This is a genomic window from Bradyrhizobium sp. 172 (assembly GCF_023101065.1).
Lineage (GTDB): Bacteria > Pseudomonadota > Alphaproteobacteria > Rhizobiales > Xanthobacteraceae > Bradyrhizobium > Bradyrhizobium canariense_D.
The window spans coordinates 7430334-7453393 of the sequence record NZ_CP064701.1; the positions used below are offsets into that span (position 1 = coordinate 7430334).

Annotated in this window: 21 protein-coding genes and 1 pseudogene; 6 read left to right on the forward strand and 16 right to left on the reverse strand. The window is 64.7% G+C overall.

Going from position 1 to position 23060, the window contains the following annotated elements; genetic code table 11:
• Positions 1–19: 19 nt before the first annotated feature.
• Positions 20–1129, forward strand: a complete 1110-nt coding sequence (locus IVB07_RS35315) for an amidohydrolase family protein (RefSeq protein WP_018457576.1) — start codon at positions 20–22, stop codon at positions 1127–1129.
• Positions 1129–1542 (forward strand): Rieske (2Fe-2S) protein, encoded by a 414-nt coding sequence (locus IVB07_RS35320; protein ID WP_018457577.1) that lies wholly within the window; start codon positions 1129–1131, stop codon positions 1540–1542. The genes IVB07_RS35315 and IVB07_RS35320 overlap by 1 nt, the downstream gene beginning before the upstream one ends.
• 37 nt (positions 1543–1579) lie before the next feature.
• Here the strand turns inward: IVB07_RS35320 and IVB07_RS35325 are convergent, their stop codons facing one another.
• Positions 1580–2479 (reverse strand): transcriptional regulator GcvA, encoded by a 900-nt coding sequence (locus IVB07_RS35325; RefSeq protein WP_026233402.1) that lies wholly within the window; start codon positions 2477–2479, stop codon positions 1580–1582.
• A gap of 110 nt (positions 2480–2589) precedes the next feature.
• On the opposite strand from IVB07_RS35325, the gene IVB07_RS35330 reads away from it, so the two are divergent.
• The gene (locus IVB07_RS35330) at positions 2590–2793 is read left to right on the forward strand and encodes a DUF1127 domain-containing protein (protein WP_007599575.1); all 204 of its coding nucleotides are present in this window, start codon (positions 2590–2592) and stop codon (positions 2791–2793) included.
• An 80-nt stretch (positions 2794–2873) separates the two neighbouring features.
• Positions 2874–3497, forward strand: a complete 624-nt coding sequence (locus tag IVB07_RS35335) for a GNAT family N-acetyltransferase (RefSeq protein ID WP_018457580.1) — start codon at positions 2874–2876, stop codon at positions 3495–3497.
• Between the two features lie 51 nt (positions 3498–3548).
• Here the strand turns inward: IVB07_RS35335 and IVB07_RS35340 are convergent, their stop codons facing one another.
• Together IVB07_RS35340 and IVB07_RS35345 are read right to left on the reverse strand one after the other, a co-directional pair.
• Entirely contained in the window at positions 3549–4379 is an 831-nt protein-coding gene (locus IVB07_RS35340; RefSeq protein ID WP_018457581.1) for an enoyl-CoA hydratase, read from the reverse strand.
• A 111-nt stretch (positions 4380–4490) separates the two neighbouring features.
• Positions 4491–5192: an SDR family NAD(P)-dependent oxidoreductase gene (locus IVB07_RS35345; protein WP_018457582.1), complete on the reverse strand. Its 702-nt coding sequence runs from the start codon at positions 5190–5192 to the stop codon at positions 4491–4493.
• A gap of 231 nt (positions 5193–5423) precedes the next feature.
• Between IVB07_RS35345 and IVB07_RS35350 the strand changes: the two genes are divergently transcribed.
• Together IVB07_RS35350 and IVB07_RS35355 are read left to right on the forward strand one after the other, a co-directional pair.
• Positions 5424–7208, forward strand: coding sequence for an acyl-CoA dehydrogenase family protein (locus IVB07_RS35350; protein ID WP_026233403.1), 1785 nt, complete (start codon positions 5424–5426; stop codon positions 7206–7208).
• A 44-nt stretch (positions 7209–7252) separates the two neighbouring features.
• Positions 7253–8341, forward strand: a complete 1089-nt coding sequence (locus IVB07_RS35355; protein ID WP_018457585.1) for a Zn-dependent alcohol dehydrogenase — start codon at positions 7253–7255, stop codon at positions 8339–8341.
• A gap of 27 nt (positions 8342–8368) precedes the next feature.
• On the opposite strand, the gene IVB07_RS35360 is transcribed toward IVB07_RS35355, so the two are convergent.
• The 13 genes and pseudogenes from IVB07_RS35360 to IVB07_RS35420 form a co-directional block, all read right to left on the reverse strand.
• Positions 8369–9739, reverse strand: a complete 1371-nt coding sequence (locus tag IVB07_RS35360; protein WP_018457586.1) for a hypothetical protein — start codon at positions 9737–9739, stop codon at positions 8369–8371.
• Between the two features lie 240 nt (positions 9740–9979).
• On the reverse strand, positions 9980–10255 hold the full coding sequence (locus IVB07_RS35365; protein WP_026233404.1) for a DUF1488 family protein: 276 nt from the start codon (positions 10253–10255) through the stop codon (positions 9980–9982).
• A gap of 77 nt (positions 10256–10332) precedes the next feature.
• Positions 10333–11811, reverse strand: coding sequence for an AMP nucleosidase (locus IVB07_RS35370; RefSeq protein WP_018457588.1), 1479 nt, complete (start codon positions 11809–11811; stop codon positions 10333–10335).
• 175 nt (positions 11812–11986) lie between these two features.
• Complete coding sequence (locus IVB07_RS35375; RefSeq protein ID WP_018457589.1) at positions 11987–13321, reverse strand: HlyD family type I secretion periplasmic adaptor subunit; 1335 nt, start codon at positions 13319–13321, stop codon at positions 11987–11989.
• The gene (locus IVB07_RS35380) at positions 13318–15063 is read right to left on the reverse strand and encodes a type I secretion system permease/ATPase (protein WP_247364156.1); all 1746 of its coding nucleotides are present in this window, start codon (positions 15061–15063) and stop codon (positions 13318–13320) included. The genes IVB07_RS35375 and IVB07_RS35380 overlap by 4 nt, the downstream gene beginning before the upstream one ends.
• A 260-nt stretch (positions 15064–15323) precedes the next feature.
• Positions 15324–15593, reverse strand: coding sequence for a GlsB/YeaQ/YmgE family stress response membrane protein (locus IVB07_RS35385; RefSeq protein WP_007605178.1), 270 nt, complete (start codon positions 15591–15593; stop codon positions 15324–15326).
• Positions 15594–15690: 97 nt separating this feature from the next.
• Entirely contained in the window at positions 15691–16668 is a 978-nt protein-coding gene (locus IVB07_RS35390) for an ABC transporter ATP-binding protein (RefSeq protein WP_247364159.1), read from the reverse strand.
• Entirely contained in the window at positions 16665–18080 is a 1416-nt protein-coding gene (locus IVB07_RS35395) for an Asp-tRNA(Asn)/Glu-tRNA(Gln) amidotransferase GatCAB subunit A (RefSeq protein ID WP_018457592.1), read from the reverse strand. Before IVB07_RS35395 ends, IVB07_RS35390 begins: the two co-directional genes overlap by 4 nt.
• A complete protein-coding gene (locus tag IVB07_RS35400; protein ID WP_018457593.1) occupies positions 18077–18271 on the reverse strand; it encodes a hypothetical protein in 195 nt (64 codons plus the stop codon). Before IVB07_RS35400 ends, IVB07_RS35395 begins: the two co-directional genes overlap by 4 nt.
• Positions 18268–19329: an ABC transporter ATP-binding protein gene (locus IVB07_RS35405; protein ID WP_247364162.1), complete on the reverse strand. Its 1062-nt coding sequence runs from the start codon at positions 19327–19329 to the stop codon at positions 18268–18270. The genes IVB07_RS35400 and IVB07_RS35405 overlap by 4 nt, the downstream gene beginning before the upstream one ends.
• A gap of 2 nt (positions 19330–19331) precedes the next feature.
• Positions 19332–20234: an ABC transporter permease gene (locus IVB07_RS35410; protein ID WP_018457595.1), complete on the reverse strand. Its 903-nt coding sequence runs from the start codon at positions 20232–20234 to the stop codon at positions 19332–19334.
• A 2-nt stretch (positions 20235–20236) separates the two neighbouring features.
• Complete coding sequence (locus IVB07_RS35415) at positions 20237–21190, reverse strand: ABC transporter permease (protein WP_018457596.1); 954 nt, start codon at positions 21188–21190, stop codon at positions 20237–20239.
• Positions 21191–21385: 195 nt separating this feature from the next.
• Positions 21386–23043, reverse strand: a pseudogene (locus IVB07_RS35420) (ABC transporter substrate-binding protein).
• Between the last annotated feature and the right edge of the window lie 17 nt (positions 23044–23060).

Sequence of the window (23060 nt, forward strand, 5' to 3'; positions counted from 1 at the left end):
TGCCAAAGGAGGCAAGGCGATGAATATTCAGTTCCGCGAAAGCTCCGAAGCCGCTTCCCCACTGGCCGTCAAAACCGCGATCGCGGACTGCGACATCCATCCGGCACGCGCGACCCGCGCCGAGCTCTATCCCTACCTGGCCAAACGCTGGCAGCATCATCTCGAAGTGTACGGCGTCCATGCCTATCAGGGCATGATGGAAGGCCCGCCCTATCCGAAGGCCCAGCCCAACGCCTCGCGCCGCGACGCCTATCCGCCGGAAGGCGGGCCGCAGGGCTCCTCGCTGTCCTTCATGCAGAAGCAGCTGCTCGATCCCAACAACGTGCAGCTCGGCGTGCTCAATCCGCTCAACACCGGGCAAGGCATCCGCAATCACGAGCTTTCGGCGGCCTTGTGCTCGGCGATCAACGACTGGCAGATCGACAAATGGACCAGCAAGGACAAGCGGCTGAAGGCGTCCATCGTCGTCGGCAATGAGGACGGGCTGTCAGCCGCCGCGGAAATCCGCGAGCGTGCCGGCGACAAGAATTTCGTGCAGGTGCTGCTGCTCAGCCGCAATGTCGAGCCGCTCGGCCAGCGTCGCTACTGGCCTATCTATCAGGCTGCGGAAGAGGCCGGCCTTCCCGTCGGCGTCCACGCCTTCGGCTTCGGCGGCAACCCCATCACGCCGTCGGGCTGGCCCTCCTATTACATCGAGGAGATGGTCGGCCACTCGCAGTGCCAGCAATCGGCGCTCGCAAGCCTCGTGCTGGAGGGCGTGTTCGAGCGCTTCCCGAAGTTGAAGATGGTGATGATCGAGGCCGGCTTCGGCTGGGCGCCGTCGCTAGCATGGCGGCTCGACAAAGTCTGGCAGCGCCTGCGCAGCGAGGTGCCGCATGTCAAGCGGCCGCCGTCCGAATATATCCGCGAGCAGGTGTGGTGGACGACGCAGCCGATGGAGGATCCGGAGCGGCGCGAGGATCTGTTCGATGTCATCAAGTGGATCGGCTGGGACCGGCTACTGTTCGCGACCGACTATCCGCACTGGGATTACGACGAGCCGTCGCGCGTGCTGCCCGCGGGCGTCAGCGACGACGACCGCGAGGCCTTCTATCTCGGCAATGCGAAGAAGCTGTACGGGATCAGTTGATGGCGCGGCATGTGATTGCCGCGGTCGACGAGCTTCCGCCCGGCACGCGAAAATTTCTGGAGATCGACGGACGGCCGATCGCAATCTTCAACATCAAGGGTGAATATTTCGGCCTGATGAACCGCTGCCCGCATCAGGGCGCTGCGCTGTGCGAGGGACCCTTGATCGGGCTCGCGCAATCGAAGGATCCGGGCGAGATCGAATATACCAAGCTCGGCGAGATCATTCGCTGCCCCTGGCATGGCTGGGAGTTCGACATCCGCACCGGCCAGTCCTACTGCGACCCTCGCCGCTTCCGCGTGAAGGCCTACCCGGCCCATGTCGAGCCGGGTGCAAGCGTGGTGAAGGGGCCGTATGTCGCCGAGACGATACCCGTGAAGATCGAGAGCGACTACGTCGTGGTGGAGCTGTAGCGAGAAGCAGGTTGCGCGGACATGCGCCGGCACGATTTCAGGCCTTATTCCGCGTTGCCGCGATCATCCACTCACGGAATGCGGCGAGCTTCGGCGCTTCGCGGCGCCCCTCCGGCGCGACCAGGTAGAAGCCCGCATCGGCCGGCAGCGCGATCTTGAAGGGGACCACTAGTCGCCCCTTGGCGATGTCGTCCTGGACATAGGAGGTCCGCCCCATCGCCACGCCGATGCCGTCGATCGCGGCCTGGATGGTCATGAAGATCATGTCGAAGGTGATGCCGGGCTGCCTGGCGATGTCGGCCGGCAGACCCGCCGCCGTCAACCACAGCCGCCAGTCGTCGCTGTTGGCGTTGGAGGTGTGCAGCAGCATGTGGCTCTTGAGGTCCTCGGGACAGCGCAACGGCTTGTCGCCACGCAGCAGAGACGGGCTGCAGACCGGAAACAGCTCGTCCGCCATCAGCCAGTCGGCGCGCAAGCCCGGCCACTGGCCGCGCCCGTAGCGGATCGCGGCATCGACATTGTCGCGCTGGAAGTCGACGAGGCTGGTGGAGGTCGTGATACGGACGTCGATGCCGGGATGGTGCTCCTGGAAATCGGTCAGCCGCGGCAGCAGCCATTTTGCGGCGAGCGAAGCCAGCGTCGAGACCGTCAGCACCTTGTCATCGTCCTTGCGCAGCAGCCGATCGGTGGCAAGCCGGAGGTCGTTGAAGGCGGCGCGGACGCCCGGCAGATAGTCGCGCGCCTCGGCCGTCAGCGCGAGCGCGCGGTTCTGCCGGACGAACAGGCGGATGCCGAGCTCCTCCTCGAGCCTGCGGATCTGGTGGCTGATCGCGGTCTGGGTCACGTTCAGCTCGGACGCCGCCAGCGTGAAGCTGAGATGGCGCGCGGCGGCCTCAAAGGCCCGCAATCCATTCAGGGAGGGCAATCTGGCAGTCATCTGGCAGCAGGATACATGACGTTATTTCATGCGAAAGAGTACAAATTGTCGTTTGTCGCAGTGCACCCGGAAGCAGATATTAGCGGTCAACTTAGCTCCAGGAGCTGGCAATGTCTACTTTGACCCAGAATTCGATGACAAATCATCATGCGCCAGGGCTGATCCACCAGATCGGCGAGACGCTTCACGTTTGGCACGAGCGTTACCGGACCCGGCGTGAGCTCACCAACTGGTCCGCGCGCGACCTTCAGGACGTCGGACTGTCCTGGAGCGATGTCGCCTACGAGGCCGACAAACCCTTCTGGCGGGCCTGATTGGCCGCCAGGCCGGCGCCGCCTGACTGTGGGGGCGCCGGCGGTCCCTTTCCCCTTTGGTCCCCTTGGGGGCGCGTGTCATGAGCACCCTTCGCCTGGAAGATCTGAAGCAATATTCGGACACGCTGCGCACGCGACACGGCGAGGCGCTGCGCGTTCGTTTCGTCGAGCCGCGCGACACCGAGGAGCTCCAGCACTATTTTCGCTCGCTCTCGACGCGGTCCCGATACAACCGCTTCTTCGGCGCGATCAGCGAACTGCCGCAGGGCCTGCTGCACGAATTCCTTCAAATCGGCGAGCGCGAACGTTTTACCGTGGTGGCGACCATGATGGTCGACGGCTTCGAGACCATCGTCGCCGAAGCGCGCTATGCGCTGCATGCCGAAACCGCGACGCTTGAATTCGGTCTGTCGGTTGCCGACCGCTGGCAGGGCCACGGCATCGCCACCGTGCTGATGAAGAATCTTGAATGCCGCGCGGCCGCGCTCGGCGCCGACCACATGTTCGGCGACACGCTGCGCTCCAACGCCGCCATGATCTCGGTCGCGCGTAAATCGGACTTCGCCTTCGTCAACCATCCGGACGACTGGAAGCTAGTGCGCTTCGACAAGGAGATCTCCGTCGCACCGAAAGACATTCCCTGCGCGAGCTGGCGCCTCGTCGCTCTTTCCCGTCAGGCCGATAGCCCCTCAGCCTCGGCCTGACACCACTCGAGCCCGGCCTGGCGAAAACCAGAGCCGGGCATTTTTGCGCCGCTACTTCCCCGTGAACACCGCCTTGCGTTTCTCGATGAAGGCCTGCACCGCTTCCTTGTGATCGGCGGTCGTGGTCAGGCGAACCAGACGTTCGGCCTCGTGGTCGCGCGCGGTCTCGAAGTCGAACAGCAGGGCCTCGTCGAGATTGTCCTTCATGTAGCGCAACGCGAGGCGCGGACCTTCAGCGAGGGATTTTGCCAGTGCAAAGGCCTCCGCCTGCAATTTGTCATCGGGCACCACGCGGTTGACGAGGCCGATGGCCTCGCACCTGACAGCATCGACCCGATCGCCGGTGAACAGCAGCTCGCGCGCCCGCGCGGTGCCGACGAGGCGCGTCAACAGCCACGCGATGCCATAGTCGCCGGACAGCGCGATGCGCGCATAGCCGGTGGCCACGAAGGCCGATTGCGCGGCAATGCGGATATCGCAGGCCATGGCGATGGCGAGCCCCGCGCCGACCGCCGGCCCCGGCAGCGCCGCGATGGTCGGCTTGCGCACCGACACCAGCGCGCCGGTGAGCAGGCGCTGCCGCTCCTGGAGATCGGCGACCTTGTCGTCAAAGGACATCTCCAGCTTCTTCGGGTCGCGATGCGCGCCCATGCCCTTGACGTTGCCGCCGGCGCAGAACGCTTCGCCGGCGCCGGTGATCAGCAGCGCGCCGACATCGGGGTTCTCGCCGCAGGAGCGGATCATCGTACGCAGCGCCGGGGTCAGCGCGTCCGACAGCGAGTTGCGCGCCTCGGGCCGGTTCAGCGTGATCAATGCGACGCGATCGCGGATCACGCAGAGGAGTTCACTGGTGCCGGTATCGATGGTGGTTTCCGTGGACATGATTCCCGCCCTTGTAGGATGGGCAAAGCGAAGCGTGCCCACCAATTGCTGTTTCGTCGTTGATAGTGGGCACGGCGCTATGCGCCTTTGCCCACCCTACGGCAGCTTGCCTCAAAACTTCTCCACCCAGGGCCGCAGCTCCAGCTCCCAGCTCCAGGCGCTGCGCGGCTGCTGCAACACGTTCCAGTAGCTCTCCGCGATGGCATCGGGATCGAGCATTGAATCCGGCTTCTCCGGCGCTTCCGTGCGCGCTGCGCTCCTGATGCCGCCATCGATCACGAAATGGGCGACATGGATGCCTTGCGGCGACAATTCGCGCGCCATGCTCTGCGCGAGCCCGCGCAGTGCGAACTTGCCCATCGCGAACGGCGCGGACTGCGCATAGCCCTTGACGCTTGCCGAAGCGCCGGTGAACAGGATCGCGCCGTGCTGGTTCGGCAGCATGCGCCTGGCCGCTTGCTGCGCCACCAGGAAGCCGCCATAGGCACTGACCGCAATGGCGTTCGCCACGTCGGCCGGAACGAGATCGACGAACGGCCCGCGCGCGCGGCCGCTGGCGTTGTAGACGACCACGTCGGGCATGCCGATCTCGCGTTCGACCAGGCCAAACAGGCGTTCGACCGCATCAGGCTCGGTGGCGTTGCAGGCATAGGCCTTGGCGCCGGTCTCGCTGCAGAGCGCGCCGAGCTTCTCGATTTTTCGCGCGGCCAGCGCGACGCGGATGCCCTGGGCGGACAACAACCGCGCCAGCGAGGCGCTCAGGCCTTCGCCGGCGCCGACGATGAGGGCGATCTTGTATTTCGGGTGTTCCATGGCGTGATCTCTCGAAGACGGGAAGCCGCTGATCTATGCACGGTCCGCGCGGACAACCAGCCGGGACGATCATAATTCCGCAGAGCGAATTGCGCCCTCACGGCGATCATGCCTCCCTGACAATTTGCGGCTTTATCCGCTTTCGCGACTGGAGCATGATCGACATCATCACAAGCGGCAAGCGCCAAATCAGCGCAAAATGACCGCAAGGCGGAAACGAAGAGGATGATCATGCGACAGCCGGCCCCCGCGCAGCCAAAACAGGTCGCGGCCGCACCATCCGGACTGCTGGCTCCCGATACCACCGGCATGAATTTCTACCGCGCCGATCAGGCACTCACCGATCTCCTCCGCATTCATCTACCGGAGACGCTATTCCGCCACATCGAGCCGCATCTCGATCGGCTGGGCGAACTCGCCGGCGGCGTGCTCGATGAATGCGCGCGGCTCGCCGACCGGCACACACCGGTGCTGCACCAGCGCGACAAGTTCGGTCGCGACGTGCAGTGGATCGAATACCACCCGGCCTATCGCGAGCTGGAGAAGGCCGCCTTCGGCGAGTTCGGCATCCACGCGCTCTCGATCCGCAAGGGCATCATGGGCTGGCCGGACAAATATCCTGTCGTCGCCAAGCACGCCTTCACCTTCCTGTTCAACCAGACCGAATTCGGCATGGGTTGCCCGATCAACGTAACCGACGGCTGCGCCAAGCTGCTCGCGAATTTCGGCAGCGAGGCGCTGAAGGCGAAATATCTCGACGGACTAACCCAGACCGACATGAGCAAGCTGACCCAGGGCGGCCAGTTCATGACCGAGAAGGAAGGCGGCTCCGATGTCGGCACGCTGACCACGACGGCCGTGCAGGAAGGCGACCATTGGCGCCTCACCGGCGAAAAATGGTTCTGCTCGAACGCCGACGCAAAGATCGTGATGCTGCTGGCGCGCCCCGAAGGTGCCGGCCCCGGCACGCGCGGAGTCGGCCTGTTTCTGATGCCGCGCTTCCTCGACGACGGCTCGCAGAACCACTACCGGATCGTGCGTCTGAAGGACAAGCTCGGCACGCGCTCGATGGCCTCGGGTGAAATCAAGCTCGAAGGCGCGATCGCCTACGCGGTCGGCAAGCTCGACCGCGGCTTCGTGCAGATGGCCGAGATGGTGAACTCGTCGCGGCTCTCAAATGGCGTCAAATCCACCGCGCTGATGCGGCGGGCCTACCATGACGCGATGACGGTGGCGAAAAACCGCGTGGTGTTCGGCAACCGCATCATCGACCTGCCGCTAGGTCGGCGCCAGATGCTGAAGATCATGCTGCCGGTCGAGCAGGCGTTGTCGATGAGCTTTCTCACTGCGGACGCGCTCGACCGCGCCGAGGCCGGCAGCCAGGATGCGGCCGCACTGCTGCGCATCCTGACGCCGACCTTGAAATTCCGCGCCACCCGCGATGCGCGAAAGGTCTGTGGCGATGCGCTCGAGATGCGCGGCGGCATCGGCTATATCGAGGAATTCGCGACCGCCCGCCTGCTCCGCGACGCGCATCTCGGTTCGGTCTGGGAAGGCACCGGCAACATCGTCGCGATCGATGCGCTGAGGCGTGCGGTCGGCCGCCACGGCGCCGAATCCGCGCTGGCCGCCGATCTGCATGCTCGCCTCGATGACAGCCCCTCGGTGCCGCAGGCCTGGCGCGACCGGCTGCACACGCTCACCGATCGTGCGGTGGGCTTCGCACGCGAGGTCGCGGGAAAGGCCGACAATGAGGCCGATGCGCGCCGCGCCACCAGCCTGCTCTATCATGTCGCCGGTGCCGTCGCGCTCGCCTGGGAGGCGCATCGTATTCACGACATGCGGGGCGATGCGCGCAGGCTGTTGTTGTCGCGGCTGGTGATCGATCACCGGGTGTCGCCGAGCGATCCGTTCCGGCTGACGGAAAATGCCGTGCAGCAGAAGATCGCGGCGCTGCTGCTCGGCGATCGTGCAGGCAGCATGAGCGAGGTTGGCGAACTGGTCCTGGCAGCGTAGGCTGCACCCACGTTCGAAGCAAAAAAAGCGATAGGGAGTGCTCGATGAAGGCGGCCGTCCTCCATGAAGTCAACAAGCCCCTAGTCATCGAGGATGTCAGCCTGCCGAAGCCCGGCCCGCGCGAGGTCCTGATCCGGACCTCGGCCGCAGGTCTCTGCCACTCCGATCTGCACTTCATGGAAGGCCTTTATCCGCATCCGCTGCCCGCGGTGCTCGGGCACGAGTCGGCCGGTGTCGTCGAGCAGGTCGGCTCCGACGTCACCTATGTGAAGCCCGGTGATCATGTCGTCACCTGTCTTTCGGTATTCTGCGGCACCTGCGACAACTGCACCACGGGCCGCACGGTGCTCTGCACCGACACCACGGTGAAATTGCTGCCGGGGGTGTCCAATCGGATGCAATGGGCTCGCTCCGAGAAGCTGCATCAGTTCCTCAACCTCTCGTCCTTCGCCGAGCAGATGCTGGTGCACGAGAACGCGATCGTCAAAATCCGCAAGGAGATGCCGCTCGATCTGGCCGCGCTGATCGGCTGCGGCGTCATCACCGGCTACGGCGCGGTCGTGAACACGGCGAAGGTGACGGCCGGCGAGACCGTGGCCGTGATCGGCTGCGGCGGTGTCGGCATGGCCGCGATCAACGGCGCGCAGATCGCGGGCGCCGGCCGCATCATTGCCATCGACACCAACCCGGCCAAGCTCCAGCTCGCGACCAAGCTGGGCGCCACCGACATCATTAATCCGGCAGACGGCGACGTCGTGAAGCAGGTGCGCGATCTCACCAATGGCGGCGTGCATCATTCCTTCGAGGTGCTCGGCCGCAAGGAGACCGCGGAGCAGGCCTTCGGCATGCTCGCCTCGGGCGGCACGGCCACCATCGTCGGCATGATTCCGTTCGGCCAGAAGATCGAGCTGCACGGCTTCGACTTCCTGCGCGAGCGCAGGATCCAGGGCTCATCGATGGGCTCGAACCATTTTCGCGTCGACATGCCGCGGCTGGTGGATTTCTACCTGCGCGGCCGGCTGCATCTGGAAGACTGGATCTCGGCCAAGCTGAAGCTCTCCGAGATCAACGAAGGGTTTGCCAACATGAAGGCCGGCAAGACGCTGCGCAGCGTGATCATGTTTGACAGCTGATGGCTCGATGACGCGGGTCGCCCAGGATTAAGGCAACTGGTCCGGGCCGGCCAAGTCGCCACGCGACTCTTTCAGGAGCAGCAGCGCCGCAGCTGTCACGAGACCCGTGGCGAGCAGGTACAGGGGCGATATGTTCAAACCGGGCCCTTCGATGACCAGATAGGAGAACAATCCCGCGGTCGACGCGATGAAGCCGAGCCAAGCAAGCTTCGGAAAGCGAAATCCACGTTCGCCGCGCCAAAGATCATGCACGAGGTAGTACACGAGAAGGCTGTTGCAGAGTGCCGCCGGCAGCACGCCCAGGACGATTCCGTTTTCGAACGCGAGATAGGATAACACGCCGTCGACCTGAGCAATCACCGCGAAGGGCACATAGCGCGGATTGAGGCAGGCCAGCGCGATCGACGCAAGCTCGAACGCGTAGAAGTACCGCTCGTGCATCTTCGGGAGCAGATACGGCATGAGCATGAGCGATACACAGGCGACGAGCAGAATAAACTCCGGCCCCGCCCGTCGAGAGCGCGCGATGAAGATCGACAAGGCGAGCCCGCTCGCGGCCGCGAGCACCATGCCGACGGCGACTCCGATCGCGTACGGCAGTCCGCCAGCCAGCACCCAGATGTTCGCTGCGTTCATGGTGAGGCGATTGAAGGTGTGAGCTTGGTCCAGATAGACCGCGAACACGGAGGCCAAAGATCTACCGGCGACCAGAACCGGAATGGCGAGAACCACATAGATCCCGGGAACGGTGGCGAGCCATGCCGGGTGGATCCTGCGGCGCAGAATCATGCCGAGCACGAAGGGTCCCAGGAACACGCCCTGAGCCTTCACCGAAAATGCCATCGCAAATGACGCAACGCCATTTCGGTCCCGCATGAACAGCGCGATGGAAACCAGCGTGAAGTACGTCCAGATCGAATCACTCTCCGCCCACACCGCGCCGTTGAAGATCACCGTCGGTGCAAGCCAGACAGCGCAGAAGGCCAGGGAAGCTCGCAACGGCAGCTTTGTCGCTCGCCAGACGATCTGGGCCACAGTGATCGCGCAGCCCAACTCGAATACTGCCGAGATCGCTTTCACGAGGGAAAGTGGCTCGCCTAGCCAATCAAATCGGGCGGCAATCAGCAGGAGGTAGCTGTAGAACGGCGTGTAGTTGGTAAAGGCTTCGGCCAGCCCGGCGACTCCGTGATCGCGAGCAAAGACATACCAGGGGATCAGATGCTGAATGGCGTCATCGGTCGCGTGTTCCCGGGCAACGTAGCGGAGCGCAAGGCCGACAAGTCCACATCCGATCGCGACGGCGATTGCAAGCCGCCAACTCTCTGGCTGCGTCTTGTTCGGATTGACGTCATGACCGGGCCCGCGGATCGCGTCGATTCCAACAATGTCTTTTGTCACGCGATCACTCGTGAGGCTCCATTTCGTGACCCAACCTCTACGGGCCATCAATTCATAGCTGGATAACGTCTGGTTTCGCAGGTCTTAAGATTGCCGCGAAACGGTTGCTTGGTTAGCGAATGCTTTAGAGGAATTGACGCTCGTCGAAATGGCTGCCGGCGGGAAGGTAAGCCCGGCAAGACCAAATCTTGACCAACTGATGAACTGTCCTGGAGCATGACGGCGGAGGCTGGAGCGGCACTATCGCTGCAAATGTCGCGTGAAGATCCGCACCACATGGCCCCTGACCCGCGGCGCCTCGTCGTAGAGGTCTGAGGCGAGCCGCTCGATGGTCTCGCGCAGCGACAGGAACTGGGCCTGCCGCGCGCTGCTTTCGGTGCCTTGCATGCCCGCAAGCTCGTCCATGGCGGCGTCGCTGATCTGGCACTGCACGACCTCGCCGTCGTTCAGCATGGTGAAGCGAAAGGCGAGCCGTTCGAGATCATGGCCAATGATCCTGTCGCGCATGAGTGGCATCAATTCGTCCCGGTCGACCCCCGCGCCGAAAATGCCGAAAATCCCGCTGCTTGTCAGCAGCAAAGGCAATCCATGGCCTACTGAAATGCAACTTCGGCGAAACTGCGGAGCTTGCGGGAATGCAGTCGCTCGGATTCCTGCTGCTTGAGCCGTTCCAGCGCCTTTAAGCCGATCTCGAGATGCTGGCCGACGCGGCGGCGGTAGAATTCGCTGGCCATGCCTGCGAGCTTGATCTCGCCGTGGAGAGGCTTGTCGGAGACGCACAGCAGCGTGCCGTAAGGGACGCGAAAGCGGTAGCCGTTGGCGGCAATCGCGGCCGATTCCATGTCGAGCGCAACCGCGCGCGATTGCGACAAGCGGCGAATGACATCGGGCCCGCTGATCTCCCAATTGCGGTTGTCGACGCTCGCGACGGTGCCGGTGCGCATCAGGCGCTTGAGCTCGAATCCTTCGAGCCCGGTGACGTCCTCGACCGCCTCCTCGAGCGCCACCTGCATCTCCGCGAGCGCCGGGATCGGCACCCACAGCGGCAACTCACGATCGAGCACATGGTCCTCGCGCACATAGCCATGGGCGAGCACGTAGTCGCCGAGCCGCTGCGTGTTGCGCAGGCCCGCGCAATGGCCGAGCATCAGCCAGGCATGGGGCCGCAGCACGGCAACATGGTCGGTGACGTTGCGCGCGTTCGACGGACCGGTGCCGATGTTGATCAGGGTGATACCACGATAGCCGGGCGCGGCCAGGTGGAAGGCAGGCATCTGCGGCGTGCGCGCGGGCGCAACGCCCGTCGTCGCGCCGCCGCTGCGCGTGATCACATTGCCTGGAGCGACGAAGGCATCGAGGCCCGCCTCGCCAGCCTGAAGCCGCTGCTGGCAAAGCTGCGCGAAGGCGTCGACATAGAACTGGTAGTTGGTGAAGATCACGAAGTTCTGGAAATACTCTGGATCCGTGCCCGTGTAGTGGTAGAGCCGGCGCAGCGAGTAGTCGACGCGGGCCGCCCGAAACAGGGACAGCGGTTCGGGCGCGCCGGGCTGGAGCTCGAAAGTGCCGTCGGCGATGGCATCGTCCATGGTGGCCAGATCAGGCACGTCAAACGCATCGCGCAGCGATCGCGTCACCGGCGAGTTCTCGCTGGTGGTGATGGCGGCTTCGATGTTGATGTCGCGGCGATAGGCGAAGTGAACGGGGATCGGTTCGCTGGACTCGCCGATTTCGACTGGGACACCGTGGTTCTGGATCAACAGTCCGATCTGCTCTGTGAGATAAGTCCGGAACAGATCCGGCCGCGTGACGCTGGTCTCGTGCACACCGGGCCGCGCGACGAAGCCGTAGGCGAGCCGCGAATCCAGCCGCGCATGCGTCGCGGTGGTGATACGGACGAAGGGATAGAAGGCCCGCACCCGCGTCGTGATTGCCTCGCCGTTGACGTAAGCTTCGAACCGGTCGCGCAGGAACTTCGTGTTGCGCTCGTAGATCTCTTCGAGGCGGGCGACGGCGAGGCCGGCGTCGGAATAGGATTCGGTGGCGACGGAGGGTGGAGATTGGATGGATTGCATTGTTCGACGCCGGGTTTGCTGGGGCTGAATCGAACTATAGCAAGAAAACTAAAGCAAGAAAGAAGCCGCCCGTCATTGCGAGCGTAGCGAAGCAATCCAGAAATCTCGCCACGGAGGCGACCTGGATTGCTTCGCTGCGCTCGCAATGACGAATGGGATGACGCGCTTTCGCGCGTCACTTCTCCCGGAACGCTCGCATGAACTGGTCGTGCAGCGGCTTCATCAGGTAGGACAGCATGGTGCGATCGCCGGTCTGGACGAACGCTTCCGCCGGCATGCCGGGGATCAGCCTGGAGTCACCGAGCTTGGCGACCTCCTCTGCGGACAGCGAGACGCGGATGGTGTAGTAGCTCTGGCCGGTGCGCTGATCGGTGGTGACGTCGGGCGAGACGCGGCTGACGACGCCGTTGAGCTCCGGCGTTGTGCGCTGGTTGAACGCGGACAGGCGCAGCAGCGTCTTCTGGCCGATCTGGAGCTTGTCGATATCGACCGGATTGACCTTGGCTTCGACCTGGAGATCGTCGGCCTGCGGCACGATCAGCATGAGGGCGTCGCCGGCGGTGATGACGCCACCAACGGTATGCACCGTCGATTGCAGCACCATGCCGTCCTGCGGCGCGCGGATGTCGACACGGCGAAGCTGGTCCTCGGCGGCGACCTTGCGCTCGATCATTTCGCCGATCTTGTCGTTGGTCTCGCGCAGATCCTTCGAGACCTCGCTGACCATGTCCTTGTCGACCTGGATGATCTGGAGCTCGGTCTCGGTGATCTTGCCCTTGGCCTGCGCCCGCGAGGCGATGTATTGCGCGCGCTCGCCGTTGAGGCGGGCGCTGTCGCGTTCGAGCGTGGTCAGACGGGAGATCTGCACCAGGTGCTTGTCATAGAGATCGCGGACACCCACGAGCTCCTGCTGCACCAGCGAAATTTCCTTGTCCTTGGCCCGCTCCTGCGCGGAGAGGCCCTCGATCTCTTCATTGAGCTGCTGGATGCGCTCGCGCAGCTGCGCCTTCTGGCCGGCGCGTCCGTTGACGCGGACGTCGAACAGCTTGGTTTCGGCGGAGAGCAGCGCCTTGACGTCGGGATCGTTGCCGCGATCGAGCAACGCTTGCGGGTAGTCGATCCTGTCGATTCCGCGCTGCTCGGCCTGGAGCCGCGCCGCACGCGCCTGCGCCGCGTCGAGATTCTTGGTGACGATGGCGAGATTCGCCTTGGTGACGGTGTCGTCGAGCCGCACCACGATGTCGCCAGCCTTAACTACGTCGCCATCGCGAGCACGCACCTCGCCGACGACGCCGCCGGTCGGATGCTGCACCTTTTTGACATTGGACTCGACGACGATCTGACCCGGCGCGATCAGCGCGCCCGAAATCTGCACCGTCGAAGCCCAGCCGCCGAGGCCGACCAGGAGGACCAGCACGATCCCAAGCCCGAGCATCAGGTGAAACCGGATCGACTGCCGTACGGTCCTCTTCGCGGCAGGCTTCGCGCCGCCGAGCGCCATCGTGCTCATGCCTTGGCTCCGCCTTCGCTGACGATCTTGATCGGCGCCGGCGGCGTCACGCGCGGCTGGAGCACCTGGGCGAGCACCTGTTCCTTCGGCCCGAAGGCCTGCATGCGGCCGTCGCGCAGCACCAGGATCTGGTCAACCGCTTCCACGCCGATCGGACGGTGCGCCACTACGATGACGATGGCGCCGCGCTCGCGCGCCGCGCGGATGGCGCGGGTCAGCGCCTCGTCGCCTTCGGTATCGAGATTGGAATTGGGCTCGTCGAGCACGATCAGGAAGGGGTTGCCATAGAGCGCGCGCGCCAGCGCCACGCGCTGCGCCTGGCCCGCGGAGAGCGCCGTGCCCTGCTCGCCGACCTGGGTGTTGTAGCCCTCGCGCATCTTGATGATCATCTCGTGCACGCCGGCTTCCTTGGCGGCGCCGATGATGCCGTCAGACGTGGCCTCGGGATCGAAGCGGCTGATGTTCTGCGCGATGGTGCCGCCGATCAATTCGACGTCCTGCGGCAGATAGCCGATGTGGCGGCCAAGCATGTCCGACGACCACTGGTCGAGCGCCGCGCCGTCGAGCCGCACCTTGCCGCGGACCGGCTGCCAGACGCCGACCAGCGCGCGGATCAGCGACGACTTGCCGGAGCCGCTCGGTCCGATCACGCCGAGGCCATTGCCGGCTTCGAGCGCAAAGGTGATGTCTTGCACGATGAGGCGCTGGTCGCCCGGCGGCACCATGGCGATACCTTCGACCGAGAGGCGGCTGGTGGGCGCCTGCAACTGGGTCGGCATCGTCTGCGCCGGCATCTGCTCGAGAAGGCGGGTCAGACGATGCCAGCTCTGGCGTGCCGCGACAAAGGATTTCCAGTGCGCGATCGCGAGGTCGACCGGCGCGAGCGCGCGTGCCGAGAGGATCGAGCCGGCGATGATGATGCCGGCGGTCGCCTCCTGGTGGATGACGAGATAGGCGCCGACCGCGAGCACGGCCGATTGCAGCATCATGCGCAGCACTTTTGCGACCGCGCCGAGACCGCCGGCGACGTCGCTCGCACGCTGGTTGCCGTCGAGATATTTTTCGTTGGCCTCGCTCCAGCGCGCGTTCATCCGGCCGGCCATGCCCATCGACACCATGACTTCGGCATTGCGGCGGCTGGCCTGGGCGAGATCGTTGCGCTGGGCGGCGAGCCCCATCGCCTCGCGCGCCGGCTGGCGGGACATGAACTCGGTGACCAGCGTCAACCCGACCAGGATGACGGCTCCGACCAGCGCGGTGACGCCGATCATGACGTGGAAGGCGAAGCAGATGGCGAGATAGAGCGGCAGCCAGGGCAGGTCGAAGAACGCGCTCGGTCCCATGCCGCCGAGGAAGGAACGGACATTGTCGAGATCCCGCAGCGGCTGAAGCCCCTCGTTGCGGCTGCCAACCAGCAGCGGCAGGCGCACGATGGTGTCGAACACCCGCTTGTTCAAGGCTTCGTCCAGGGCGGTACCGACCCGGCCCAAGATCCGGTTGCGGATCATGTCCAGCACGCCCTGCGCCATGTAGAGGAAACCGGCGAGGACGATCAGGCCGACCAGGGTCGGAATACTGCGGCTCGGCAGCACCCGGTCGTAGACCTCCAGCATGAAGATCGACCCGGTCAGATAGAGCAGGTTGATCATGCAGCTCATCAAGCCGACGCCGACAAACGCCGTGCGACAGGCGCGCAGCGCATCACCGAGCTCTGAGCGGCGGACGCCGGGAACGGCTGCCATCAGTCTGATCTCTTTCGGGTAGGGGCCAAAGTCCCTGATTTCAAAGGCAAATTCAGGAGTAATTGACCCGGATTAACATCGCGTTTGCGCTCATCGCTCAACGCAGTCGAACACCCGGGACCCCTATGGCCCACATCACCCCCGACCGACCTTGCACGCAAGTCCGGAATCTCACGATCTTGCGGCTTTTTCTTGCAGACATGTCACCTCTCCCCGGGCGGGGAGAGGTCAAAAGTTCGATCAATTGAACCCGGGCGCCATTAGAACCGGCCGCCGCCGCGGACCAGCCGCACCACCAGCAGCAGGATGACCGCGCCGATGGCGGAATAGATGATCTCCGATATCAGCCCGGTGCCGATGTGAATGCCGAGCTTCGGAAACAGGAAGCTTGCCACCAGCGCGCCGGCGATGCCGACCACGATATCGCCGATGATGCCGAACCCGGTTCCGCGCACCACCTTGCCGGCCAGCCAACCAGCGACGAGGCCGACGAACAGGATGACAAGCAAGCCTTCATTCGAAATGTACATAAATGAGGTCCCTCTCCGTGAACGGTTCCATGGAAGCGGAACCGGGATGAACGAGGTCTGAATGCTGTTCCCCCGTTCCCCGCTGGCGGTCTAAATATCATGACAGCGCGGTGACCGGCTCCGCCAGCACGCACCGTGCTGCCCGGCCCGGCCCGACCTCCACATTCCCAGGCAATTGCTCCAGGCAGCGCGGCTGGGCAGCGGCGCAGCGGGGCGCAAAGGAGCAGTTGTGCGGCCGCTCGCCCAGCGACGGCGGGGTGCCGGGGATGGTCTCGAGCCGCTGTCCCCGCTTGGCCCAGTGGACGGTCGAGGCGAGCAGGCCCCTGGCGTAGGGATGCACCGGCGAGCGGACGATGTCGCGAAGCGTGCCCTGCTCCACGATCTGGCCGGCATACATCACCGCGACCCGGTCGCAGATCTCGATGGCGACCCCGATGTCATGGGTGACGAAGATGACGGACATGCCGAACTCGCGCTGCAGCTCGCGCAACAGCAGCAGGATCTGGATCTGCACGGTGGCATCGAGCGCCGTGGTCGGCTCGTCCGCGAGCAATATCTTGGGACGACACGCGAGCGCCAGCGCGATCATCGCGCGCTGACGCATGCCGCCGGACATCTCATGCGGATAGGCATCGAGCCGCCGTTTTGCGGAAGGAATGCGCACGACCTCGAGCATTTCGAGTGCGCGCGCCCTGCCCTCCGCATACGACTTGCCTTCGTGACGCACCACGCTTTCGGCGATCTGCGCGCCGATGGTGTAGACCGGATCGAGCGCCAGCGCCGGCTCCTGAAAGATCATCGACACGGTTTGGCCGCGGAACGACGACAGCTGCTCGTCGTTCATGGCGAGCACGTCGCGGCCCATGACGTTGACCTTGCCCGTGATCTGCGTGCGCTTCTTCGGCAACAGGCGCATCAGCGCGCGCAAGGTCACGCTCTTGCCCGAGCCGGACTCTCCGAGCAGGCCCAGCACCTCGCCGTCGCCGAGCGAGAGACTGAGATCGTTCACGGCATAGACCGTGCGCTCCCCGGTGAAGCGGATGTTAAGGCCTGAGATCTCGACGAGCTTTGTCATGACGGAAGTTTCGGCAGCCTTTCGTGGTAGTCGGTGGCGCGCTGGAACGCGGCGCCGATGGTGAGCAAGGTCGCTTCATCGAACGAGCGGCCGATCAGCTGCATGCCGATCGGAAGACCGCTTTTGGTGAAGCCCGAGGGCACCGTGAGCGACGGCAGGCCGAGGTAATTCACCGGACGGGTGAACAGCGTCAGCCGCTGCAACAGCGCCGGCGCATTCGGCCCGCCGCCAACGTCGCTCTCCTCGATCGTTGGCGCCGGCACGGGGGACGCCGGCGCGATCATCGCGTCGACGCCCGATGTGGCAGCGTTGTGCGCGGCGAGCGCAGGTCCGCGCCAGCGCATCGCCTCGAGATAGGTGATGGCGGGGACCGCGAGGCCGTTCTGGAGCCGCATCAACACCTGCGGACCATAATCCTGCGGCCGCTCAATCATCCAGCGCTTGTGGAAGGCGGCGGCTTCGGCTGCGAGCACGAGCTGGCTTGCCGAGGACAATTGCCGCTGATCGGGCAGCTCGACCGTGACGATGTCGGCGCCCTCACGCTTGAGCACCGCAACGGTCTCGTCCAGCACGCGCGCGACCTCGCCGTCGAGATCATCGACATAGAAGGACGAGGGGACGCCGACCTTGAGGCCCTTCAGCGAGCCCTTGGTCGCGCCGACATAGTCAGACAGCGGCTCATGACTGCAGGTCGAATCCTCAGGATCAGGGCCGGCCATCAGCGCCAGCAGCAGCGCGCAATCCTCGGCGGTGCGGGCGAGCGGGCCGACCGTGTCGAGCGACTGCGACAGCGGCATCGCGCCGGCGCGGCTGACCCGGCCGACGGTGGTCTTCAATCCCGTGACGCCGCAGAAATGTGCGGGCATGCGGATCGAGCCGCCGGTGTCGGAGCCGAGCGCCGCATAGGTCAGTCGCGCCGCGACCGCCGAGCCCGAGCCCGACGACGAGCCGCCGGTGATGTGCGCAGCGTTCCAGGGATTGCGAACCGGGCCGTAATGGGCGTTATGGCCAGTCGGGCCATAGGCGAATTCGGCGAGATGCAACGTGCCGAGGCGAACCTGGCCGGCGTCCTTCAGCCTCTGCAAGGCGGTGGAGGTCACTGTCGGAACGAAGTCGCGGCGGATCAACGAGCCGCAGGTCGCGACGTGACCTGCGTCGTAATACATATCCTTGTGCGCGAGCGGCACACCGTGCAGCGGACCGCGGACTTCCCCCTTGGCGAGTTCGGCGTCGGCGGCATCGGCGGCCTTCAGCGCTGCCTCTGCCTCGATCGACATGAAGGCGTTGAGGTGCGGCTGCCACTGCGCGATGCGATGCAGCAGCGCACGCGTCACCTCATGCGAGGACACCTGCTTCATCGCGATCGCGCGCGCGACCTCGGTGAGCGTCATCAATGCGGGCTCGGTGCTCATTTCGAGACCTTGGCAGTCTGCGCGATCGGATAAAGCGCGGGCTCGAGATCGAACGGCAACGTGCCGGCAATGGCCGCAAAGCCCTCGAAGGCCGGTCCGATGGAATTGGAGATGCGCGTCGCGATCTCGTCGTCGACGGGAACGCCGGCGACCTGTGCCGTCGCCTTGATCTCTTTTGTCGTCGGTCTCATGCGGTTTCCTCCTTCGGCGCGCGGCGATGGCCTGAACCCGGGATCGCCATGTAGCACGCGGCCTCGTGGCCCATTCTATCGAGCGCGGTGAGTTTTGGTGTCGCATTTGCGCAGAGCGGCTCCGCAAACGGGCAACGGGTGTGGAAGCGGCAGCCCGAGGGTGGATCGATCGGATTGGGCGGATCGCCCGTGATCGGCGGCGTCTCGGTGCGGCGGTCCGGATCCGAGGACGGCATCGCGGCAAGAAGTGCGCGCGTATAGGGATGCGCCGGTTGGTCCCAGACCTGGTCGACCGGGCCGAGCTCGACGACCTCGCCGAGATACATCACCAGCACGCGATCGCTGATATAGCGCACGACGTTGAGGTCGTGACTGATGAAGAGATAGGTCAGGCCGAACTCACTCTTGAGATCGGCAAGCAAATTGAGCACCTGCGCCTCGACCGACTTGTCGAGCGCGGAGACGGCTTCGTCGAGAATCACCAGCCGCGGCGACAGGGCCAGCGCACGCGCGATGTTGACGCGCTGGCGCTGGCCGCCGGAGATCTCATGCGGGTAGCGGTTGGCAAAGCTTGCAGGAACCAGGCCCACTTTGCCCAGCAGCTCGCGCGCCAGCGCGCGCGCGGCGCCGTCGGCCATGCCGTGCACCTTTGGGCCGAAGGCGATCGAGTCCTCGATGGTCAGGCGCGGGTTGAGCGAAGCGTAGGAATCCTGGAACACCATCTGCATGCCGCGGCGCAGCTCGCGCAAGGAGAGCGACTGGCCGACGCTCATGCCGTCATAGATGATGTCACCGGTGTCGCGCGGCATCAGATGCATGAGCAGCCGCGCGGTGGTCGACTTGCCGCAACCGGACTCGCCGACGATGCCGACGGTCTCGCCCTTGGCGACGGTGAACGAGACATTATCGACCGCCCGCACGGTGCGCTTTGCGGCGAACAGGCCGCCACGAACCGGGAAATGCTTGGTGAGGCCGTTGACCTGGAGCAGCGGCTGGGCGACGCCGCCGAGGTCTTCGATCGGCTCCAGCATTGCGACGGAGAGGTTGGTTTCGCTCATGGCTAGTTCCTGATGTCCATGGCGCTGCGCAGGCCGTCCGAGAGCAGGTTGAAGCAGATCGAGACCGCGAAGATCATTGCACCGGGGAGCGCGGCGACCCAGGGGTTGACATAGATCGCGGTCCGCAAGGTATTCAACATCAGGCCCCATTCCGGCTCCGGCGGTTTGGTGCCGAGGCCGAGGAACGACAGGCCTGCCGCGAGGATCATCGAGACCGAGATCAGGCTGGTCGCGTAGACGAAGATCGAACCGAGCACATTGCCGAGGATATGAACGCGCATGATGGTGAACGGTCCCGCGCCCGAGGCGCGCGCGGCGTCGACGAAGTCCATGTTGCGCACCCCCGTCGTGACGCTTTCGGCAACGCGGGTGATCTGCGGCACGAACACGACGGTCAACGACACGATGGAATTGAGGATGCCCGCGCCCAGCGCGCCCGAGATCGCGATCGCCAGCAGCACGGACGGAAACGCGTAGAACACGTCGATCGTGCGCATGATCGCGGTGTTGAGCTTGCCGCCGACATAGCCGGCAACGAGGCCGAGCGAGGTGCCGATGCAGAAGGCGAGGATCACAGGCAAAATGCCGATGAGAAGCGACAACCGGCCGCCATAGATCAGCCGCGCCAGCATGTCGCGGCCGAGTTCGTCGGTGCCGAGCGGGTAGCCGGATGTGCCAATGTGCCGAAGGCGGCGGATCATCGAGCCCTTGTAGGGATCTTCCAGACCGAGCCACGGCGCAACGATCGCGGAGAGAAAGATCAGCAGCAGCACCAGCGCGCAGACCATGCTGACCTTGTCACGCCAGATACGACGGCCGACGGTCGCCCAATAGCCGCGCGCCTTGGTCGCGGGCGCGGACTGAAGCGCCGTATCGCTGGTGACGGACAACGGAAGCTCGCTCATCGCTAACCCCGTTTGATGCGCGGGTCGATCGCGGCTTGCGCGATGTCGACCATCAGATTGAGGAAGACGAAGAACAGCGCCAGGATCAGGATCGTGCCCTGCAGCAGCGGCAGGTCGCGCTGGAAAATCGCGGAGTTGAGCAGGAAGCCCGAGCCCGGCCAGGAGAACACCGTCTCGATCAGGATCGAGCCGCCGAGCATGTAACCGAGCTGAAGTCCCATCACCGCGAGCGCGGTGGGGGCGGCGTTCTTGATGACGTGGCGGAACACGCCGCGCTCATGCAGGCCTTTTGCACGCAGCGCCTCGACGAAGTCCTGGCTGAGAATGTCGCCGGTCAGCGCGCGCACCGTGCGAGTGACGATGCCCATCGGGATCACCGAGGTCGTGATCGCTGGCAGCACGAGATATTGCAAATGCGCCCAGTCCCAGGCCCAGGCGGCCGAGCCGCCGGGTCCGGCGCCGACAGCGGGCAGCCAGTTCAGCTGGACCGAGAAGATGATGACGAGCACCATGCCAAGCCAGTAATGCGGCACCGAAACGCCGGCGACGGCAAAGGAGGTCGCCAGCTTGTCGATCCAGGTCTCGCGGAAATAGCCGGCGATCAGGCCGAGCAGGATGCCCATGGTGAAGCCGATGATCGCCGCCGCAATCGCCAGCGTGACCGTGTTGCTGACCGCGCGCATGACCTCGGCGAGCACCGGGCGGCCCGTGGCGATGGAATTGCCGAGATCGCCATGAAGCGCGCGGAGCAGCCAAAGCCCGAACTGCACCGGCAGCGGGCGGTCGAAACCATAGGCTGTCCGGAGCTGCGCGGCGAGCTCCTGCGAGGCGTCTGCGGGGAGCACCGCGACGAGCGGATCGCCCGGCGTGATGTGCACGAGCAGAAAACACACCAGCGCGACGCTGATGACGATCGGGATGACGTAGACGATGCGTCTGGCGATATAGGCGAGCACGTTGTTTCTTTTCTTCCCTTCTCCCCTTGTGGGAGAAGGTGGCGCAAAGCGCCGGATGAGGGCTCTAACCCCGGATGCAGTGTTAACGAAAAAGAGAGAGGGTCATCCGCGGAAAGAGATCCCTCACCCGGCTTCGCTTGCGCGAAGCCACCCTCTCCCGCAAGGGGAGAGGGTGCACTGCGTATGAGGCGGGAACTATTGCATCGACACCAGTGAGAAGTCGATGAACCAGCTCTTTGGCTGCACGACGCCTGTCACCTTCGGGCTGATGGCGCGGGGACCGACGTCGTGGGCGACATAGAGGAAGGCCGCGTCATCGACGGAGGCCGCGTGCAGTTCGGCGAGCGCGGCGTCACGCGCGGCGGGATCGAAGGTCTGCCGCGCCTTCTTCACCAGCTCGTCGAATTTGGGATTGTTGATGAAACCCCAATTGTTCGAGACCGGCGGCGCCATGCCCGATTGCAGGAAGCGCACCAGCGCGAAGAACGGGTCCATCGCCGCATAGGTGACGTTGGTCGCGTTCGAGCCGTTGGCACTGGGATCCTTGGCGCCGCGGCGCCAGTTGGTGAACAGCGTATTCCACTCGATGACATCGAGCTGCACGTCGAAATAGCATTCGGCCAGCGCCTGCTGGATATATTCGTTCATCGGCAACGGCTGCATCTGGCCCGAGCCGGACGCAGACGTCTGGGTCTTCACCGTCAGCTTCTTGTTCGGGCCGAATCCGGCCTCCTGCATCAGCTTCTGTGCAGCAGCCTTGTCGTACTTGATCTCGAAGGTCGGTCTGCCGCGCCAGGGATCGCCGACCTCGAACGTGCCGGTCGCGGGCACCATCAGCCCCGCGAGCAGGCCGTCCTTGAGGCCTTCGCGATCGACGCAGAGGTTCGCGGCCTTGCGCACGCGGATGTCGTTCCAGGGCGAGCCCTCGACGCGCGAGAACTGCCACGGCCAGACGTGCGGCTGCTCGTTGGCGTAGAGCTTGAAGCCGCGCTGCTTGAGCTCGGGCAACGCGTCCGGCGCCGGCGCCTCGACCCAATCGACCTGCCCGGAAAGCAGCGCCGCGGTGCGCGCGTTGGCCTCCGGCATCGGCAACAGCACCATCTTGTCGACCTTGGGCACGCGGTCCTTGTTCCAGTAGCTCGCATTCTTGACCAGCTCCAGCCGCTCGCGCGGGGTGAAGCCCGCCATCTTCCACGGGCCGGTGCCCGCGGCGTCCTTGGCAAACGCGGTCCATGCGGCCTGCGACTTGGCCTTGGCGTCGGCGCCCTCCGCCTTGTCGTAGAAGGCCTGCCACTTCGCCGGGCTCGCCATGAAGAGATTGGTGAGGTTGATCGGCAGGAAGCTGTCGGGCTCCTTGGTGGTGAGCTCGACCGTCATGTCGTCGACCTTCTTCGCTGATGCCAGGTCGGCATGCGCGAGGCCGTGACACCGACCTGGCTGGCGTCGAATTGCGGCGCGTCCTGCTTCAGCACCTTCTCGACATTCCACACCACGGCGTCCGCATTGAACGGCGAGCCGTCATGGAAGGTGACGCCCGGCCGCAGCTTGAAAGTCCATTTGGTCTTGTCGGCATCGTCGACCTTCCACTCGGTAGCAAGGCCGGGGATCACCACGCTCGCCTTGTCGGCCGAGGAAAGGTCCCAGCCGGTGAGCGCGTCATACATGGTGAGGCCGGTGAAGCGGTTGCCTTCAAAGCCCTGATCGGGCTGGCCCAGCGTGCGCGGAATATCGGCAGCCGTCATGGCGATGCGCAGCACGGTTTCGGCAGTGGCCGCGCGCGGCCACGCAGCCGCGCTACTGAGCGCCAGCAACGCGATCAGCGCCGCGCGGGTCTTGTTTTTCTTGATCAACATTGACTCAATCCTTTTCC

Coding starts and splice junctions, on each gene's coding strand:
- IVB07_RS35405 (WP_247364162.1), bottom strand. CDS start 19,329: ATGAGCGAAACCAACCTCTCCGTCGCAATGCTGGAGCCGATCGAAGAC.
- IVB07_RS35325 (WP_026233402.1), bottom strand. CDS start 2,479: ATGACTGCCAGATTGCCCTCCCTGAATGGATTGCGGGCCTTTGAGGCC.
- IVB07_RS35410 (WP_018457595.1), bottom strand. CDS start 20,234: ATGAGCGAGCTTCCGTTGTCCGTCACCAGCGATACGGCGCTTCAGTCC.
- IVB07_RS35375 (WP_018457589.1), bottom strand. CDS start 13,321: ATGAGCACGATGGCGCTCGGCGGCGCGAAGCCTGCCGCGAAGAGGACC.
- IVB07_RS35385 (WP_007605178.1), bottom strand. CDS start 15,593: ATGTACATTTCGAATGAAGGCTTGCTTGTCATCCTGTTCGTCGGCCTC.
- IVB07_RS35355 (WP_018457585.1), top strand. CDS start 7,253: ATGAAGGCGGCCGTCCTCCATGAAGTCAACAAGCCCCTAGTCATCGAG.
- IVB07_RS35335 (WP_018457580.1), top strand. CDS start 2,874: ATGAGCACCCTTCGCCTGGAAGATCTGAAGCAATATTCGGACACGCTG.
- IVB07_RS35400 (WP_018457593.1), bottom strand. CDS start 18,271: ATGAGACCGACGACAAAAGAGATCAAGGCGACGGCACAGGTCGCCGGC.
- IVB07_RS35365 (WP_026233404.1), bottom strand. CDS start 10,255: ATGCCACTCATGCGCGACAGGATCATTGGCCATGATCTCGAACGGCTC.
- IVB07_RS35380 (WP_247364156.1), bottom strand. CDS start 15,063: ATGGCAGCCGTTCCCGGCGTCCGCCGCTCAGAGCTCGGTGATGCGCTG.
- IVB07_RS35315 (WP_018457576.1), top strand. CDS start 20: ATGAATATTCAGTTCCGCGAAAGCTCCGAAGCCGCTTCCCCACTGGCC.
- IVB07_RS35340 (WP_018457581.1), bottom strand. CDS start 4,379: ATGTCCACGGAAACCACCATCGATACCGGCACCAGTGAACTCCTCTGC.
- IVB07_RS35390 (WP_247364159.1), bottom strand. CDS start 16,668: ATGACAAAGCTCGTCGAGATCTCAGGCCTTAACATCCGCTTCACCGGG.
- IVB07_RS35370 (WP_018457588.1), bottom strand. CDS start 11,811: ATGCAATCCATCCAATCTCCACCCTCCGTCGCCACCGAATCCTATTCC.
- IVB07_RS35320 (WP_018457577.1), top strand. CDS start 1,129: ATGGCGCGGCATGTGATTGCCGCGGTCGACGAGCTTCCGCCCGGCACG.
- IVB07_RS35345 (WP_018457582.1), bottom strand. CDS start 5,192: ATGGAACACCCGAAATACAAGATCGCCCTCATCGTCGGCGCCGGCGAA.
- IVB07_RS35350 (WP_026233403.1), top strand. CDS start 5,424: ATGCGACAGCCGGCCCCCGCGCAGCCAAAACAGGTCGCGGCCGCACCA.
- IVB07_RS35330 (WP_007599575.1), top strand. CDS start 2,590: ATGTCTACTTTGACCCAGAATTCGATGACAAATCATCATGCGCCAGGG.
- IVB07_RS35395 (WP_018457592.1), bottom strand. CDS start 18,080: ATGAGCACCGAGCCCGCATTGATGACGCTCACCGAGGTCGCGCGCGCG.